Annotated in this window: 12 protein-coding genes; 7 read left to right on the top strand and 5 right to left on the bottom strand. The window is 41.7% G+C overall.

Annotated features, from left to right (window positions below):
* Nucleotides 1-99: 99 nt before the first annotated feature.
* A complete protein-coding gene (locus H1A14_RS08215; protein ID WP_194775756.1) occupies nucleotides 100-735 on the bottom strand; it encodes a DUF937 domain-containing protein in 636 nt (211 codons plus the stop codon).
* A 144-nt stretch (nucleotides 736-879) separates the two neighbouring features.
* Entirely contained in the window at nucleotides 880-2,280 is a 1,401-nt protein-coding gene (locus tag H1A14_RS08210; RefSeq protein ID WP_194775755.1) for an alpha/beta hydrolase family protein, read from the bottom strand.
* A gap of 284 nt (nucleotides 2,281-2,564) precedes the next feature.
* Here H1A14_RS08210 and H1A14_RS08205 point away from each other — a divergent pair, with 284 nt between their 5' ends.
* From H1A14_RS08205 to H1A14_RS08190, 4 genes are all read left to right on the top strand, one after another.
* Nucleotides 2,565-2,777, top strand: a complete 213-nt coding sequence (locus H1A14_RS08205) for a DUF3820 family protein (RefSeq protein WP_194775754.1) — start codon at nucleotides 2,565-2,567, stop codon at nucleotides 2,775-2,777.
* A 255-nt stretch (nucleotides 2,778-3,032) separates the two neighbouring features.
* A complete protein-coding gene (locus tag H1A14_RS08200; RefSeq protein WP_194775753.1) occupies nucleotides 3,033-5,417 on the top strand; it encodes a TonB-dependent receptor in 2,385 nt (794 codons plus the stop codon).
* 81 nt (nucleotides 5,418-5,498) lie between these two features.
* Nucleotides 5,499-6,443, top strand: a complete 945-nt coding sequence (locus H1A14_RS08195) for a DUF4625 domain-containing protein (RefSeq protein WP_194775752.1) — start codon at nucleotides 5,499-5,501, stop codon at nucleotides 6,441-6,443.
* Nucleotides 6,444-6,510: 67 nt separating this feature from the next.
* Nucleotides 6,511-6,948 (top strand): hypothetical protein, encoded by a 438-nt coding sequence (locus H1A14_RS08190; protein ID WP_194775751.1) that lies wholly within the window; start codon nucleotides 6,511-6,513, stop codon nucleotides 6,946-6,948.
* A 191-nt stretch (nucleotides 6,949-7,139) separates the two neighbouring features.
* Here the strand turns inward: H1A14_RS08190 and H1A14_RS08185 are convergent, their stop codons facing one another.
* On the bottom strand, nucleotides 7,140-7,664 hold the full coding sequence (locus H1A14_RS08185; RefSeq protein ID WP_194775750.1) for a hypothetical protein: 525 nt from the start codon (nucleotides 7,662-7,664) through the stop codon (nucleotides 7,140-7,142).
* 142 nt (nucleotides 7,665-7,806) lie between these two features.
* On the opposite strand from H1A14_RS08185, the gene H1A14_RS08180 reads away from it, so the two are divergent.
* From H1A14_RS08180 to H1A14_RS08170, 3 genes are all read left to right on the top strand, one after another.
* Complete coding sequence (locus H1A14_RS08180) at nucleotides 7,807-9,399, top strand: ATP-dependent DNA ligase (RefSeq protein ID WP_194775749.1); 1,593 nt, start codon at nucleotides 7,807-7,809, stop codon at nucleotides 9,397-9,399.
* Complete coding sequence (locus tag H1A14_RS08175) at nucleotides 9,389-11,848, top strand: ligase-associated DNA damage response DEXH box helicase (protein WP_194775748.1); 2,460 nt, start codon at nucleotides 9,389-9,391, stop codon at nucleotides 11,846-11,848. Before H1A14_RS08180 ends, H1A14_RS08175 begins: the two co-directional genes overlap by 11 nt.
* A 93-nt stretch (nucleotides 11,849-11,941) precedes the next feature.
* Complete coding sequence (locus H1A14_RS08170; protein ID WP_194775747.1) at nucleotides 11,942-13,852, top strand: tetratricopeptide repeat-containing sensor histidine kinase; 1,911 nt, start codon at nucleotides 11,942-11,944, stop codon at nucleotides 13,850-13,852.
* Between the two features lie 10 nt (nucleotides 13,853-13,862).
* Here the strand turns inward: H1A14_RS08170 and H1A14_RS08165 are convergent, their stop codons facing one another.
* Both H1A14_RS08165 and H1A14_RS08160 read right to left on the bottom strand, forming a co-directional pair.
* Nucleotides 13,863-14,681, bottom strand: a complete 819-nt coding sequence (locus H1A14_RS08165) for a PhzF family phenazine biosynthesis protein (RefSeq protein WP_194775746.1) — start codon at nucleotides 14,679-14,681, stop codon at nucleotides 13,863-13,865.
* Between the two features lie 24 nt (nucleotides 14,682-14,705).
* A complete protein-coding gene (locus H1A14_RS08160; RefSeq protein ID WP_194775745.1) occupies nucleotides 14,706-16,157 on the bottom strand; it encodes a TrkH family potassium uptake protein in 1,452 nt (483 codons plus the stop codon).
* Nucleotide 16,158 lies beyond the last annotated feature (1 nt).

Below are 16,158 nucleotides of genomic sequence, written 5' to 3'. Positions count from 1 at the left end.
CAATTGACTCATAATTTGATGTCTTCAATCACGCCATAGAAAAGCAACAAAAAAGGCAACCCTTGAGTTGCCTTTTCATAGGAATTTAAATGAAATAGATTAGCCTTTTTTCCCAAAAAGATTTCCAAGAACATTTCCGAGTCCGGCTCCACCCTTGTTACCTCCGGCCATTCCACCTAATATGTTACCTGCGAGTTTGGCACCTTCAGGACTGCCCAAAATCGCTCCAATAATGTTGGAGTTGCCTTGGTTACCTCCAAGGGCACTTCCAATGAGGCTTCCCAAATCATTGGGAGAATTGACATTGGCTTGTCTTTTTTGCTTACCTAGATAGGCCATGACCAAAGGTGCGGCAATGGCCAATATTTTGAGAACCTGACCGGAATTTAATCCAGCTTTTTTTCCGATTTCATTACCTACTACAGGTTGTTTGGCACCCAAAACATGGTTGAGAATCCCATTTCCATCCTGCAAATCAGATTGATCTACGCCACCTCCAAAAAATGTTCCCAAGTTGTTCAATAGGCTTCCGTCATGTTTACCATTTAAGGCCCCTAGAAGACCTGCGGCACCTTGAGGTGAAGCGGCATTTTGCTGCATAGCACCCATCAAGACAGGAAGAGCCATTTGCATGACACTTGCTGCTTGGTTTTCTGTAATGCCAGCCTCTTTGCTGACTCCATTTAGGATTTGCTTGCCGGACTCACCGGACAATAGATCTAAAATACCCGCCATGTTGGATTGATTTTTAAGGTTGAAAATAATCAGTTTATAATTTAAATTTAATTAAAAAATTCGTGAAAAATTCAATCAAAACTAATTTATCTCTAAAAAGCATATTTTTGACAATAAAAGGAGGTGAATAGTAAACCAACATGCTTAAAGTGCTAAAATCCAGCTTACTATGTCTTTCATAACCAATTCATTGAAAGACTCCTCATTGTTTGCATATTCAGGGATTCCTCCGGTTTCCGCGGTTTGAAAAAGATGGTTTAATTTAGGATATATTTTGCTACTGAAATCTTTTTTATCATAGGCCTGTATAAGCAAATCCAACCTTTCGGAATTTTGATAAGGATGTACCTGTTTGTCCAATTCCCCAAAGGCCGCAAATACCGGGATATTTACTTTTCTGATGTAGGTTTCAGGGTCCAACTTGATAAACTCAAAAAACCAAGGAGTAATAGAAGGAAGGTATGGCTTTAAGGTAAGTTCAGTTTGTTTTTCCAGAAATTCCCCTTCAATGCCTGAATTTTCATGGAGATAATCCCTTATTTCATTTTGAAGGGTAGTTTTGACTCCATCTAGGGATTTGGAGCGGATAAATACCTGATAAACCCTCGAATTGAGCTTCATTTGATTGTCAGCCATGTTTTCAGGAATACCTGATACCAATAGCTGATCCATTGTCTGCTGTTCCATCAATTGTGAAATGGGTACCACGGGACCTGCAAGGGGCACTATGAAATTCAGTTCATTCATCTCGGAACCAAGCATCCAAGCAATTAGTGCGCCTTCGGAATGGCCTATCACGCCAATTTTTTGGGCATCTACTTTAGCTTCCTGTTTAAGGTGTTTGATTGCAAAAGTTGCATCTCTTTTGAAATCATGACTGGTTGCATCTTTGAAACTCCCTTCAGATTCCCCTACCCCTCTTTCGTCATAGCGCAAAACTGCAATTCCATTTCTAGTCAAATGGTCCGCTAAAACCAAAAAAGGCTTATGGCCAAGCATTTCACTGTCTCTGTTTTGTGGCCCTGATCCAGTCACTAGAATTACGGCCGGAAAAGGGCCCTCTCCTTCCGGTAAGGTAAGGGTGCCATTGATCTGGATGTTTTCTTTGGTATTTTTGAACGATATCTCTTTTGACTGATAAGGAAATGGTGGCAGTGGTTCTTGTTTTTTTGGCACATTGAGTTCATCCTTGTTCATCCGGATCAGGTTCAAAGGCAGCGACATACCGGATTGTTTGAAATTGCCCTGAATAGAATCACCCATGATCAATCCTTCATAGGTAGCAGGCACATCCTGTAATTCCAGGGAAAGCATCATCCCTTCATGCAGGACTTTCTTAAGTTTAAGACCCATGGTCCCTTGATTGGGACTATCCATACTTCCGATTAAACTTTCTCCAACTCTTTCAATATGAAAAATCAAGGGCAATTCTTGTCCTCCTACGTTGAGGCTACCTTTCCAACTTCCTTCGATGGATTGGGCTTCTGAAAATCCATTGATGGAAATCAGAAGAAATACAAATAAAAATAAATGTGTTCTGTACATTGTGATGCAAATTAAATTGATTCCCTCCAAGCGGGAAGTTTAGGTTAAGGCATGCCAATATCAACCATTGTAAAAGCGAAATCCAAGCCGGTTTGGAATGTTCAGATATCCATCAAAAAATGGTGATGTACCTGATTTCTGAATTATCACAAAGACCTGGGCCGCAAACTAATGTATAATTATTAAGTGTTTATGTTTTAAAAGCCTCTAATATATTAAGTAAATTTGAATTTTTATATCAATATTTGGTCACAGCATGCTTAAATGATAGAATTACTGATTTGGTGGACCGAGAAATACTCCTTGATTTAGTTAGCAAACGGATGCCCTATGGTAAGTACAAAGGAAAACACATCTGTGATATTCCTGAACATTACCTGATATGGATGCAGCGACAGGGCTTTCCTGAGGGAAAATTAGGGGTTTGGCTCAGCACCATGTATGAAATCAGGCTCAATGGGTTGGAAGACCTTTTGCGTCCGCTAAAGTCTAGATGAATTATGTGTTTTACCAAACATTCAGAAATTACAAGTTTTATATATTCTCCTGATTAAATAATAATTTAGATCCCCCTTTTAACCAAACGGCTTTCCTATATCTAATTGATAAATAATTTTTTAGAAACAAAACCCCGTTTAGATGTAGAATTCGCCGTTTATCGGCTTTAACTCTTCTCGGTCGAATTAAAAATAATTGTTGAACTTTTTTCTAATTTATCTACTTTTGCATTTGTAACAATATTGCAACAATCCTTGATTAAATTCACTTCTTTTCTTTTGCTGTGTCTTTTTTTGGTGGCTTTAAAAGCTTATCCCCAAAATCAGCCTACACTTTTTTCCATCAAGGGAGAAGTGAGAGATACCCAAGGTAATCCGTTGGCTGCCATCATTTCTGTTCATGAGCTCAACAAAACCGTACTGGCCAACTTAGATGGGCAGTTTTTGGTTTCCGATATAAAACCGGGGCATTACCACTTGCACATCACCCATATGGGTTTCCAGTCCACTGCAAAATCAATAGTATTGGAAGATGGGGATGCCTTTATAGATTTGGTTTTAAAAGAATCCATTACTCAGCTTCAAAGTCTGACCGTAGAAGCCAACCCCTTCAAAAACGGACCCTTGGAACAATCCCAGACCATAGATGTGATTGATAGGGCTTTTTTGGAAAAGAACAATGGAGGCACTTTTGCCAATTCCTTGGAAAAACTTCCTGGAATCAGCACCATCAATACAGGGGTGGGCATCAGCAAACCTGTATTGAGAGGCATGAGTTTTAACCGGATCATGGTCAATGACCGAGGGATCAAACAAGAGGGGCAGCAATGGGGTGCGGACCACGGCTTGGAAATCGACCCCTTTGATGTGGATCGGGTAGAAGTGATCAAAGGACCTGCTTCTCTGATTTATGGTTCTGATGGCATGGCCGGTGTAATCAACATTGCAGCAGCTCCATTGCCCAAAAACAACTCCATCAATGCCTCCTTGATGAGCGTTTACAGGACTAACAACAACATGCTTTCAAATTCAGCATTAGTAGAAGGCAATGAAAATGATCTGGTGTTCAAGGGACGTTTTACCATGCAGGATTTTAGTGATTATAGGGTCCCTGCTGAAGAATTTACCTACGCTGGTTTTGTCCTACCTGTCTACAACAACCGCCTGAAAAATACAGCAGGCCAAGAAAGACATTTTTCATTGATGGGAGGTGTCAGGAAAAACTGGGGCTATTCCACCGTTACAGTTAGCCAATTCAATCAGGTGGCAGGCATATTTGCCGGTGCTGTGGGGGTGCCCAGGGCTTACAATCTCCGACATGATGGCAGCCATTCCAACATTGAACTGCCCCGACAGGAAAATTCACACCTGAAAGTCATTTGGAACAACAACATTCAGGTGGGCAAAGATTGGCTGGAATTCGATTTGGGTTATCAGAAAAACAACAGAAATGAGCTAAGTTTTCCCCATACCCAATCGGTAGGTGAAAATGAATTTGAAAATCTGGCATTGGGTCTTTCTTTAGATGTGCTTACCGCAAATGCACGTTATAACAAGAAATTAAACGACAAAAATCAATCAATCATTGGTTTTCAATTTCAGCACATGCAAAACAATCAGACTGGATTTGAGTTTTTGCTACCCAACTTTACTTCGGTGCAAGGCGGATTCTTTTATTTTCAGGAATACCGGCATACAGATAATTTTATCTTAAATGCGGGCTTCAGACTGGATGGGGCACAACATGATATTCTTGAACACTTGCAGCCTATTTACCGTAGGTTGCGGCCTACAGGGGAGTTTGAACAAAGAAATCCGGATATCAACAGAAGCTTCTTTAACTACAGCGCATCTACTGGCTTTTCTTGGATCACCAATGAATACATCAATCTCAAGTTTAATTTAGGCACGGCATTTAGGATTCCCACCCCAATAGAGTTGTCTACCAATGGGATTCATCATGGAAATTTCCGCCATGAAATGGGAAATCCCGACTTGGACAGCGAGCGGAGTTTTCAGGGAGACTTGAACTTTACCTATGCCAAAAACAAGTTTCTTTTTTCCATAAGCCCTTTTTATAGCTACTATCAAGGCTATATATATTTGGCGCCATCTGGCCGATTTTCCCAATTGCCGGGATCAAGCATGATCTGGGAATACCGGCAAAACAATGCCATTTTTACTGGAGGGGAAATCAAGACACAATACTCCCCCATCCGAAGGCTGAGCCTGAGTCTTGCTGGAGAATATGTCTATAACTTAAACCTTGATACCCAATTGCCTTTGCCTTTGACGCCCCCTGCAAGTGCTTTGTTCGGCATTGCCTATGACATACCAAAAATTGGTAGCCACTTGCGGAACCTATATGTGTTCTTTGAAACCAGAGTGACGGCCACACAGGACCGGGTGGACCGAAATGAAAGGATAACGGAAGGATATACACTTTTGGAGGCAGGTTTGGGATGGCAATTGAATCTAGGTCGACAACCCCTTATGCTACAGGTATCAGGGCAAAATCTGACAAATGCCTTTTACTTTAACCACCTCAGTCGCTATCGGTTACTCAATTTGCCAGAGCAAGGTCGGAACATTTCCTTCAGTCTCAAAATTCCTATTGCCGTAAGAAAACCACAAAATTAAAAGCAATTTTGTTGCATTTTGAAGCAAATCGTTTTTATATTTGCAATACTATTGCACTAATTAAACTAACTATTTATTAAAATGATTAAGAATTTAAGATTGATAGCATTTGCCGGATTGGCGCTCAACTTTGCTTGTGCAACTGACGATGATGTACCACCGGTAACGGATTTAAATGCTCCTGTGATTGGTTTTGCCGAAAACAGAGACGGTATCAGGCCTTTTGAAGGTGAAGAAATGCCACGATCAAAGGACCACTTGCACTTAAGATTCAGTGTTACGGATGATTCTGGAATAGGTCAGGTTCTTGTGGATATTCACAGTTCTTTCGACGGACACAGCCATGGTAGAGTGGCCAATGATTTTGAAGCAATGAATGTCAAAGACATTTACAGTCCTGATGCTTCCAATGTTGCCCTTCGATTTCCGGAAGGTTCCACTTTCCTGAATGTAGACAATTCAACCACAGACATATATTGGGAAGGCCCTACCTCAAGGGTGGAAGGAAACGTTTTGGCAGGTCCCTATGACATCATCATTTCTGCAACTGATATCCATGGCAACCAGACGCAATTTGCTGATGGCAGCAACTACATTGCAACTTTTTACATCGATAGACCTTATGCGCCAATGGTTTCTGTTACCAATCTTGACGGTGGAGAGTTGGAAGGTGAGGCAGGAGAAGCGCTAGATGTGCAGGGAATGATTGAGAAAACAGATCACAATTTAAGTTCTGACATCAAATTTGTTTGGATCAGGTTGATGGAAGAAGAAGGCGAGCACAGCCACAGCGGCAGGTTAGCTAATGGTGAGTTTTACGAAAAAATGTGGGGTGAATCTACTTGGCAAGATCTTGAAGGCGATCCATTACCAGCAAACACCACCTCTTTGGATCTTTCTGAGATTCTTTCCGGTGAAAATGCCATTATCCTTCCTGATGAAGATGATCACCTGGATTTAGTCATTTGGGTGGAAGATATGGCTGGGAATATTACCAGAAAAAATTATGAAGTACATATTGAATAATCTAAATGGTTGTTTTATAAAAAGAGGAGGTTATCACAGACCTCCTCTTTTTTTGTCCTAATGCTATATGAAAATATCATTTGCTTTATGGTTGATTTTCCTAATTGGAATAAGCCTCGGTTGTGGCAGGAATACCGATCAAGGACAAAATCCATTACTGATCGAAGCCAATCAAATCCATCAAAAATCTTTAGACATCCGAGAGGAAATTTTGCCAATTGAAGAAGAACTAAAGAATTTACCCCAGACAAATGAAAAAATTTGGGAAGCCCTAAGAATTTGGGACAAAGACATCATAGAGGTCCCTGGTTTTGAACATTCCCATGGAGATGAAAACAATGACCATGGAGATCATTCTCACCATCGAAAATACCATGTTCACAATCCATTAAAACCTATGGAGCCTGAGCAGCATCTTCAGTACCAGATCATGATGTACGAGGAGATAAAGGTTATTTTTTCTGAAATGGAAGATGAGATAAAAAAACAAAAGAAGGATGAATAACTTTACTTAAATCTGAATCTGAAATTGATAAATCTACTTGTTGGACTTGTTCATATCCGTTAAGATCGGGCATCTCATGGTTGATCATCAAGAAAAAACCTAAGAGTAAAAGAATTTTTTTTAAAGTTTTCATCCAATTTTGTTTAACAATTATATAACTATAATTAAACAAAATTGTTCTTCAGATATTTTTAATTTTCAATGTAATAGGGAGAACAAAGGGTCATGGCATTCAAGTCCAGTTGCTCACCAGCTTTAAAATTACTACCAATATTTCCAGCCACTAAAATCACCGAATAGTCCGGGCCATCACTTGCCAAATGTATTTTCACATGTCCATCCCAGTTTTTTATCTCATCAAAACCAAGTTCAGTACCGTTGGATAATTTTTCCAAAACTGTGACGCTTTCCAAGTTATAATTATTGACTGGATTGAGCAGGTAGGCGATTGGGGCGTCCGAGGACTGGTAGTTGCCGAAATGCAAGTGGGTTGGGAAAAAATAAGGTTGCTCAGACCGATTGCCTTCCAGCTGGATTGTAATTTCTACTTTCCCAGAAACCAATTCTTTAATGATCATCGTACCGGAATAATCGAAAAGTTCAGTTGCCTTCATCAAGGGAAATTCCACCGAGTTGGCAGTATATTTTTCTTCTTCCGGGTCAGAACAGCCCAAAAAGATTACACCTACAAAAACAATAATCAATAAATTTTTCATGATGGTATTTTTATTTCAAACGTTTATCTCTTAAGTCTGTTTTATGAATTAACACTAAATTTATAAATAGTTATAACATTACTCTATGATAAATGTCACATGATGTGAAGTTTTTTACCATAACCAAGATTTAAATGGCCCGATGAGAGCATTTGCGGATTTATTTTCCCGACTTGACCAGAGCAATAAGCTGACGGATAAACTGTATGCCTTGGGGGATTTTTTTGAAAAATCAACTTCTAAGGACCGTTTATGGACTTTGGCCATTTTTACCCACAAAAGACCCAAAAGACAAGTCAATACCAGAAAGCTTAGGGAATGGTGCACAGAACTTGCGCAAATACCTGATTGGTTGTTTGAAGAATGTTACCAAAAAGTAGGTGATTTGGCAGAAACTATCGCCTTACTACTCCCTCCTGCCAAAATGAAAAATGATTTTCCATTACATCATTGGATTGATTTTCTGATCGCTTTGGAAACCAAAACCGAGGAAGAAAAAAAGGTGGAGATCCTTGCCGCTTGGAATCAAATGGATCAGGCTGAGCGATTGGTTTTCAACAAGCTGATCACGGGCGGTTTTCGGATTGGAGTGAGCCAGCAGGTCATCACCAGAGCCGTTGCCGAGACTTTTGGGATGGAAAAAAATGAAGTAGCCCACCGAATCATGGGCAACTGGCATCCGGATCAGATTACTTTCGAAGAACTGATTCTTTCTGATCAACCGGCAGATGATGCTTCCAGACCCTATCCTTTTTATCTCTCCTATCCTCTGGAGGAGGAACCTCAGCAGCTGGGCCGCCTTACGGACTGGATCATAGAATGGAAATGGGATGGGATCAGAGGACAGATCATCAAAAGAAAGGGCCAAACCTATATTTGGTCACGAGGTGAGGAACTGGTCAATGACAAATTTCCTGAATTGGTCGAATTGGGTAATGAACTGCCGGATGGTACAGTATTGGATGGGGAAATCATACCTTTCCAAAATGGGAAACCCCTCCCCTTCAATCTGCTGCAAACCCGGATCGGAAGAAAAAATCTGACCAAAAAAATCCTACAGGAAGTTCCCATCCATTTTATAGCCTATGACATCATGGAAGCGGAGCAACAGGACATCAGATCAATACCTCAGAGGGAAAGAAGAAAAATCCTTGAAAACATCCATGCTCAATTGGAGAGGCCTAATTTCCACCTATCTCAGATCATTTTGGCGCCAGATTGGGAGCAACTCCAGATCCTTCGGCAAGAAGCAAGAGAAAAAATGGCCGAAGGCTTTATGCTCAAAAACAAAAAGGCCACTTATGAAGTAGGGAGAAAAAAAGGTAACTGGTGGAAATGGAAAATTGCTCCATTGGTGATAGACGGCGTTTTGCTATATGCTCAAAAAGGACATGGCAGAAGGGCAGACCTATATACTGACTACACGCTTGCGGTCTGGGATGGGGATCTCCTGGTACCCTTTGCAAAGGCCTACTCCGGCCTGACCGACGCTGAGATCAATCAGGTGGATCGGTTTGTCAAACAGAACACCAAAGAACGATTCGGTCCTGTGAGAACCGTGAAACCTGAATTGGTATTTGAAATTGCCTTTGAGGGCATTCAGTCCAGCCCCCGCCACAAATCCGGTATTGCCCTTAGATTTCCGAGAATCAACCGCTGGCGCAAAGACAAAAAGATGGAAGAAGCCAATACCCTAGATGATTTAAAAGCTTTTTTGGCCCTTTATGAAAGTTAAAGTTAATGACTTGGAAATAGCAGAAACCTGGTTTCAGGAAAAAGGCTGGGAAGTTTTTGACTTTCAACAAGCCGTTTGGAAAACGTTTCTGAAAGGGCAGAGTGGCCTGCTCAATGCCCCAACCGGCAGCGGAAAAACTTACGCCTTGTGGTTTCCAATCCTGATGGAATACATCAAAACCCATCCTGACACCTGGCAGAAAAAACAGAAAAATGGCCTGCAGATCATTTGGATTACTCCTTTGAGGGCTTTGGCACTGGACATCCAAAAAGCCATGATTAAAGTCTGCGAAGACCTAGGGCTACCCTGGCAGATTGGCGTCAGAAATGGAGATACCAGTACCAAGGAAAGGCAACAGCAAAAGAAAAATTTTCCAGAATGCCTTATCACTACACCTGAGAGTTTACACTTGTTGTTGGCTCAAAAAGAGAACAGCAAGATTTTTGAAACGCTCAAAACCGTGGTAGTGGATGAGTGGCATGAACTGCTCAGCAACAAACGGGGTGTACAGATTCAATTGGCCTTGAGTCACCTTAAAACGCTATCTACTGAACCATTAAAAGTATGGGGGATTTCAGCTACCATAGGTAATTTGGATCAGGCCCATGAGGTTCTGATCGGAAAAAATACCCCAAGCAACATCATCAAATCCAAAATTAAAAAGAAACTGACCATCACTTCAATTTTACCTGATGAGGTGGAAAAATACCCTTGGGCAGGCCATTTGGGCATCAAATTATTGCACAAGATCCTGCCCGTCATTGAACAAAGCAGGAGCACTCTTCTGTTCACCAACACCCGCTCCCAAACTGAAATCTGGTACCAAAAAATTCTGGAAAAAGCGCCTCACCTGGCTGGTTTGGTGGCCATGCACCATGGTTCTTTGGATATGGATGTCCGCACGTGGGTGGAAAATGCCCTCCATGAGGAAAAACTCAAACTCGTGGTCTGCACCTCAAGTTTGGATTTGGGTGTGGATTTTAGGCCTGTGGATACGGTCATTCAGGTGGGTGGACCCAAAGGGGTATCCCGCTTTGCCCAAAGAGCGGGTAGGTCAGGGCATCAGCCCGGCGCTCCAAGCAGCATTTTTTTTGTTCCTACCCATTCTTTAGAATTGGTGGAGGCCAGTGCGTTGAGAAAGGCCATCGCCCAAGAGAATTTTGAATCTCAACATCCCCTTCAGCATTGCATCGATGTGCTCATCCAATTTCTGGTGACTTTGGCTGTCGGAGAGGGTTTTGAGCCGGATGCTATTTATCAAGAGGTGAAATCAACCTATGCTTTTGAAAATTTAAAACGTGAGGAATTTGACTGGTGCCTAGACTTCATTACAAAAGGAGGAGAATCCCTAAAAGGGTACACGGAATTTGCCAAAGTGGAGGTTTTGGAACACGGTATCCATAAGGTGAACGACAGGAAAGTGGCCATGAGACACCGGCTGTCCATGGGTACCATCGTGAGTGATCCCATGATGAAAGTTAAATACCTTACCGGAGGATTTTTGGGCGTGGTAGAGGAAAATTTTATTTCAAGGATCAAGAAAGGAGACGTCTTTTGGTTTGCCGGAAAAAGCCTGGAATTTGTTCAAGTGAAGGACATGACCGTACTGGTCCGAAGATCAAAAAAGAAAACCCAGATCATTCCCCGTTGGATGGGAGGCCGCATGCCCCTCTCCTCCCAGCTTTCCCAACTTATTCGTTCAGAACTGAGTGATTCCTTTTCAAGCAAACCAAAATCCATAGAAATCCAGACCATTCAACCTATTTTAGACTTTCAGCAGGAGCTATCTATGGTACCGGATGAAAAGACTTTGTTGATAGAGAAGTCCTTTTCCAAAGAAGGCTGTCATGTTTTTATTTATCCGTTTGAAGGTAGATTCGTTCACGAGGTACTTGCCGCCCTGGTGGCTTACAGGATCAGTGTCTCCACGCCTATTTCTTTCAGCATCGCCATGAATGACTATGGTTTTGAATTGCTATCGGCTGAAGACATCCCCATTGAAGAAGCTTTGGAAGAGGACCTGTTCAGTGAAAAAAACCTTCTGGAAGACATCAGGTCGGGGATCAATGAATCGGAAATGTCTAAAAGAAAATTTAGGGACATCGCCTTTATTTCGGGTCTGGTATTTCAGGGATTGCCGGGTAGAAAAGTTTCATTCAGGCATCTGCAAGCCACATCAGGTATATTGTACGGTGTTTTTGAAGACTATGATCCGCAAAACCTGCTTTTACAGCAAGCCAGATGGGAAGCTTTGACCATTCAGATGGAAAAAGACAGGGTAATCAATACCATCAGGCGGATCAATCAACAGCAGATTATCCTCAATAAACCAATGAGATTCACCCCTTTTGCTTTCCCCATCATGGTGGACAGATTGAGCAGGACCACCCTGAGTTCCGAAAGCCTGGAAGAGCGGGTGCTTAAAATGCAAGCCCAATTGATCAAATGACCCTTTGGAAATAAGATTTTGAATTTACAATCCTTACAACTAAATTACAAAGGTTTTTAAACTTTTGCATCTTTAGTCCGTATTATTTACTGCATGAAAGCATCGGGATTTTTTATTCATTTCAAAGCCTTTTTTTGGGCAATCATCCTTTTTTCAGTATGTACGGTTAAAGGTTTTTCTCAGGAGCTGAGGAAAGAAGCTGAAGTGGCTTATGAAAAACTGCAAACAGAAACCGATCCTGACCAAAGATTACTGCTTCTCACTGACTTTGCTTGGTTGATCCATTATTCAGATTCTTCCCTCAAATTCTATCAAGAGGCGATTGATCTGGCTAAAAAACTCAAAAAACCTGCCTTCCAAGCCCAGAACATGAATCGCTTAGGCATTGTCTATAAAAATATGGACATGCAGGAAAAGGCCCTCAGGGCTTATGAGGAAACCTTGGACCTTGCCATCGAGCATGGCATAGAACAGGAAAAAGGCTACGCTTTGAACAACATTGCCCAGATTTATTTTTTCCAAAACCTCCTTGAAGAATCGCTCAACTTTTATGCTGAGGCTGAAGCTACCTTTACAGGTATGGATAATCTGGAAGGCTTGGCATATACCTATTCCGGATTGGCCAAGGTATATACGCAGCAGGAAAAATATGAAGATGCCCTAAAGCATATCGAAGAAGCCCTGAAAATTCAAAAAAAATTGGAGGAGCCAAGAAATTACTTCAACTCCCTTTTAATTAGGGGAGATCTTTACATGAGTTTAAAGGAATATGGAAAAGCCAAAGCCGACTTCGAGGATTACCTGGGTTTTGCCAAAGGGACGAGTGACCGTGGCGTCATCCATGGTCTGAGAAGGTTGGTTGATTATTACTATATCCAAAATGATTTTGACCAAGCAATTTTGGAATCCATCAAAGCCGACTCAGTTCACAAAAGGACACCTTCCCTTGATGGCATGATGCCCATTTACCGAACAATGTCCCAACTGTACTCGGACCAGGGAAATTTTGCTAAAGCCTACAGCTGTCAACAAGCTTACGCTGAAGCCAACAATACCTTGTATGAACAAAGAATCAATAATTTCCTGATCAACTTAAAAATCAGTCAACAACAGGATGAAATCAACCGGCTGAACGTGGAGAATCAACTCATCATGGAAAAGACCGCTCTTGAAAAGTTGGTGAATTCCATTATGGTTCTTGTTCTTCTGGTACTTTTAGCGGGATTGGGGATTTATTACCGCTCTTATAAGAAAGAAAAAAGAAACCTTGAAAAACTTCAGCAACACCAATCTGAAATCGAAAGGCAGACCAAGCAACTTAGGCTTTCCAACAACGTAAAGGACAAACTCTTTTCCATCCTCGCACATGATCTAAAGGGTCCCTTGATCTCTTTGAAGGGGATGATCGAACTGATAGAAGAGGGTGACATGACCTACAGTGAATTCAATGAATTGATTCCTGTCATTTCCAAAAACCTGGGCAACAATGCCAGTCTTCTTGAAAATCTGCTGATGTGGTCTAAAAGCCACATGCAGGGCATGGAAGTACAGGGCCAAAGGTTCAACATGGGTCAGGTCGTTGGTACCAACCTGGACCTGATTTCTCAGTCTAACTACATCAAAGGTCAAAAATTCATCAATTCGCTATCTTCCGAGGTTTATGTATTTGCAGATCGAGGGATGGTGGATATAGTAATGCGCAATTTACTGACCAATGCGATGAAATTCACCGGTAAAGGAAGTGAAATCGCTGTCACCTCCGAGGAATTGGAAGAGGAATGGAAGATCTGTGTCAAAGACAATGGTGTTGGAATCGATAAACATCATTTAAAAAAAATATTTAATGATGAATTTTTTTCCACACCCGGTACCAACAATGAAAAAGGCAGTGGACTTGGCCTGATGTTGTCCCGTGAATTGATCGAAAAATGTGAGGGCAAAATTTGGGTAGAAAGTGAAAAGGGTCATGGTTCCACTTTTTGCTTTACCCTACCCAAGGCATAATCTAAAGAACTTACGTGTTTTTAGGTATGGCTACCTGACCTTCCGCTTCCCAGGCAAACTTCCCTGTCAGTTTTACCAAGTTATCCTTAAGTTCACCTTCAAAAAATCCACCTCGACTGCTGTACTGCCTAGCTTTAAGATAAATTTTCTTAAGTTTTTCGGCCCAGAAGGGAATCAAAGCTGCATGTGAAGAACCCGTTGCATAATCCTCCAACTGCAAGGTATGGGGAATCAGTGTCCTGCTGACAAAATCCACTTCCCTTCCCGCTGCGGTGATGGCATAACCAAAAATGCTGCATTGCCTTAAAAGTTCAAAGTCAGGTTTCATGTCCATGATTTCATGTTCATGAGTGGCCCAAACTATGTGCTTATTTCCTGTTTCAAAAAGCCCAAGCAATTCAATTCCCAGCCCTTTTTTTATGGATTCCGGAACCGAGATTTCCCTGGTGACAGGTATGGCCTCTAAGGTCAATTCAAATTGGGTATCATTGGGCAGCTCAATGGTAAAAACTCCTTGATTGTATTGGAGTTGAATTGATTTCAAGGATGGATACCGCTTGGCAAGAAAAAGTCCCGTAGCAGCCCCACCGTGACCACACAATTGGATTTCCTTGTCAGGAGCAAACCACCTTACCCGGAATGTTTCTGTGTCAGGAAGTTCTTTCCAGATAAATGAAGTGGCCGGTTGATCCAATTGTATGGCGATGTCCTTCATTTGTTTCTCTGATAAAGGATTTTCCAAGTAAATGCAAGCAGCGGGATTACCTTTGTACCCTAGGTCCTGATCAGTAAAAACAGAAATGATTTGATAGTCCAATTTGCTCTTCATCTCAATGCATTTTAATATTCAAAATCAATTGGCCCGCCAAAAGTAAGGAGTAAACAGAATTAGTATGGTAAACAGCTCCAACCTTCCCAATAACATCAGAAATGCCAAGAAGATTTTGGCTACTGGAGAGAAAAAAGCAAAATTATCAACGGGTCCCACCAAGCCAATGGCTGGCCCTACATTACCAAGGGAAGTGGCCACTGCCCCAAATGAAGTCAGGATATCATAACCCATGGCACTGATCACAACACTTCCCAAAACAAAAATGATCAGATAGATCAGCAGGAAATTAATGATATGGGTAATGATTTTTCCTGTTACCCTATCCCCATTGATTTTGAGGGGGACGACTGCCCTTGGATGAACAATTCTTTTGAATTCCAAAATGGCGTTTTTGAAAAAGGTAAGGTGCCTGACAAACTTAATCCCCCCACTTGTGGAACCGGCACAGCCACCAAAGAAAAGAAGCATAAAGAAAACGAGTGTCAACCCATTGCTGTAGGACGTGTAATCCGCAGTCACATAGCCTGTTGTGGTGATCAGGGAAACCACTTGAAACAAGGTATCTCTAAAAGCATTCTCAAGGGGTTTGCCACTGTGGTAGTAAACCGGTATGGCCAACAATATGACCAAAAGTAATACAACACTTAGGTAAGCCCTAAATTCATCACTTCTCCAGACTTTTTGAAACCTACCTGTGATTCCAAAATAAATTAAAGTGAAGTTGGTTCCGGCCAAAAACATGAAAACCACAGCCACATATTGGATGAATGCTGTGTCATAAAAAGCCATGCTGGAATTTTTGGTGGAAAAACCTCCCGTGGCCATGGTGGTCAGCGCATGGTTGGCTGCATCAAAAAAAGTCATGCCACCCAAATAATACAGAATTCCTGCCATAAATGTAAGCCCTACATATACGAACCATAGGCGTTTGGCGGTCTCCCTGATCCTAGGGTGCAACTTATCAGAGGTGGGTCCAGGAGATTCTGCCACAAAAAGTTCTATTCCCCCAATACCCAACAAAGGCAAGATGGCTACTGTCAATACAATAATGCCAAGACCTCCAATCCATTGGGTCATACTTCTCCAAAACAAGATGCCTTCAGGTAAAGCTTCTATGTCGGTCAATATGGTAGCTCCGGTTGTTGTCAGACCAGAAACAGATTCGAAAATCGCATCCGGCAGATTGCTGATACTTCCACTTACAAGATAAGGCATCAATCCAAAAAGGGACATCAATAACCAACTGAGGGCCACAATCAGGTATCCCTCTCTTTTTCGGATATTTTGATCTTGCTTCGAGAAAGAAAAATAGAGCATGGCTCCGGTGGCCAAAGAAACAAACGCTGAGTAAATCAAAGCCATTTGATCACCACTGTTGTAGTAGAAAGAAAACCCGATACCAGGAAGCATCAATCCCCCTAATAATATCAATAGGGCTCCCAATACTTTTGCAATGGCTTTAAAATGGATCATG

The organism is Pararhodonellum marinum (assembly GCF_015354735.1).
Classification (GTDB): Bacteria; Bacteroidota; Bacteroidia; order Cytophagales; family Cyclobacteriaceae; genus Pararhodonellum; species Pararhodonellum marinum.
Note: the sequence above shows the minus strand (reverse complement) of the source record. Positions and strands in the feature narration are given on the sequence as shown.

What these genes read in the sequence shown, in the direction of transcription:
- H1A14_RS08215 (WP_194775756.1), bottom strand. Translation starts at nt 735, where the DNA reads ATGGCGGGTATTTTAGATCTATTGTCCGGTGAGTCCGGCAAGCAAATC.
- H1A14_RS08210 (WP_194775755.1), bottom strand. Translation starts at nt 2,280, where the DNA reads ATGTACAGAACACATTTATTTTTATTTGTATTTCTTCTGATTTCCATC.
- H1A14_RS08195 (WP_194775752.1), top strand. Translation starts at nt 5,499, where the DNA reads ATGATTAAGAATTTAAGATTGATAGCATTTGCCGGATTGGCGCTCAAC.
- H1A14_RS08190 (WP_194775751.1), top strand. Translation starts at nt 6,511, where the DNA reads ATGAAAATATCATTTGCTTTATGGTTGATTTTCCTAATTGGAATAAGC.
- H1A14_RS08185 (WP_194775750.1), bottom strand. Translation starts at nt 7,664, where the DNA reads ATGAAAAATTTATTGATTATTGTTTTTGTAGGTGTAATCTTTTTGGGC.
- H1A14_RS08180 (WP_194775749.1), top strand. Translation starts at nt 7,807, where the DNA reads ATGAGAGCATTTGCGGATTTATTTTCCCGACTTGACCAGAGCAATAAG.
- H1A14_RS08175 (WP_194775748.1), top strand. Translation starts at nt 9,389, where the DNA reads ATGAAAGTTAAAGTTAATGACTTGGAAATAGCAGAAACCTGGTTTCAG.
- H1A14_RS08170 (WP_194775747.1), top strand. Translation starts at nt 11,942, where the DNA reads ATGAAAGCATCGGGATTTTTTATTCATTTCAAAGCCTTTTTTTGGGCA.
- H1A14_RS08165 (WP_194775746.1), bottom strand. Translation starts at nt 14,681, where the DNA reads ATGAAGAGCAAATTGGACTATCAAATCATTTCTGTTTTTACTGATCAG.
- H1A14_RS08160 (WP_194775745.1), bottom strand. Translation starts at nt 16,157, where the DNA reads ATGATCCATTTTAAAGCCATTGCAAAAGTATTGGGAGCCCTATTGATA.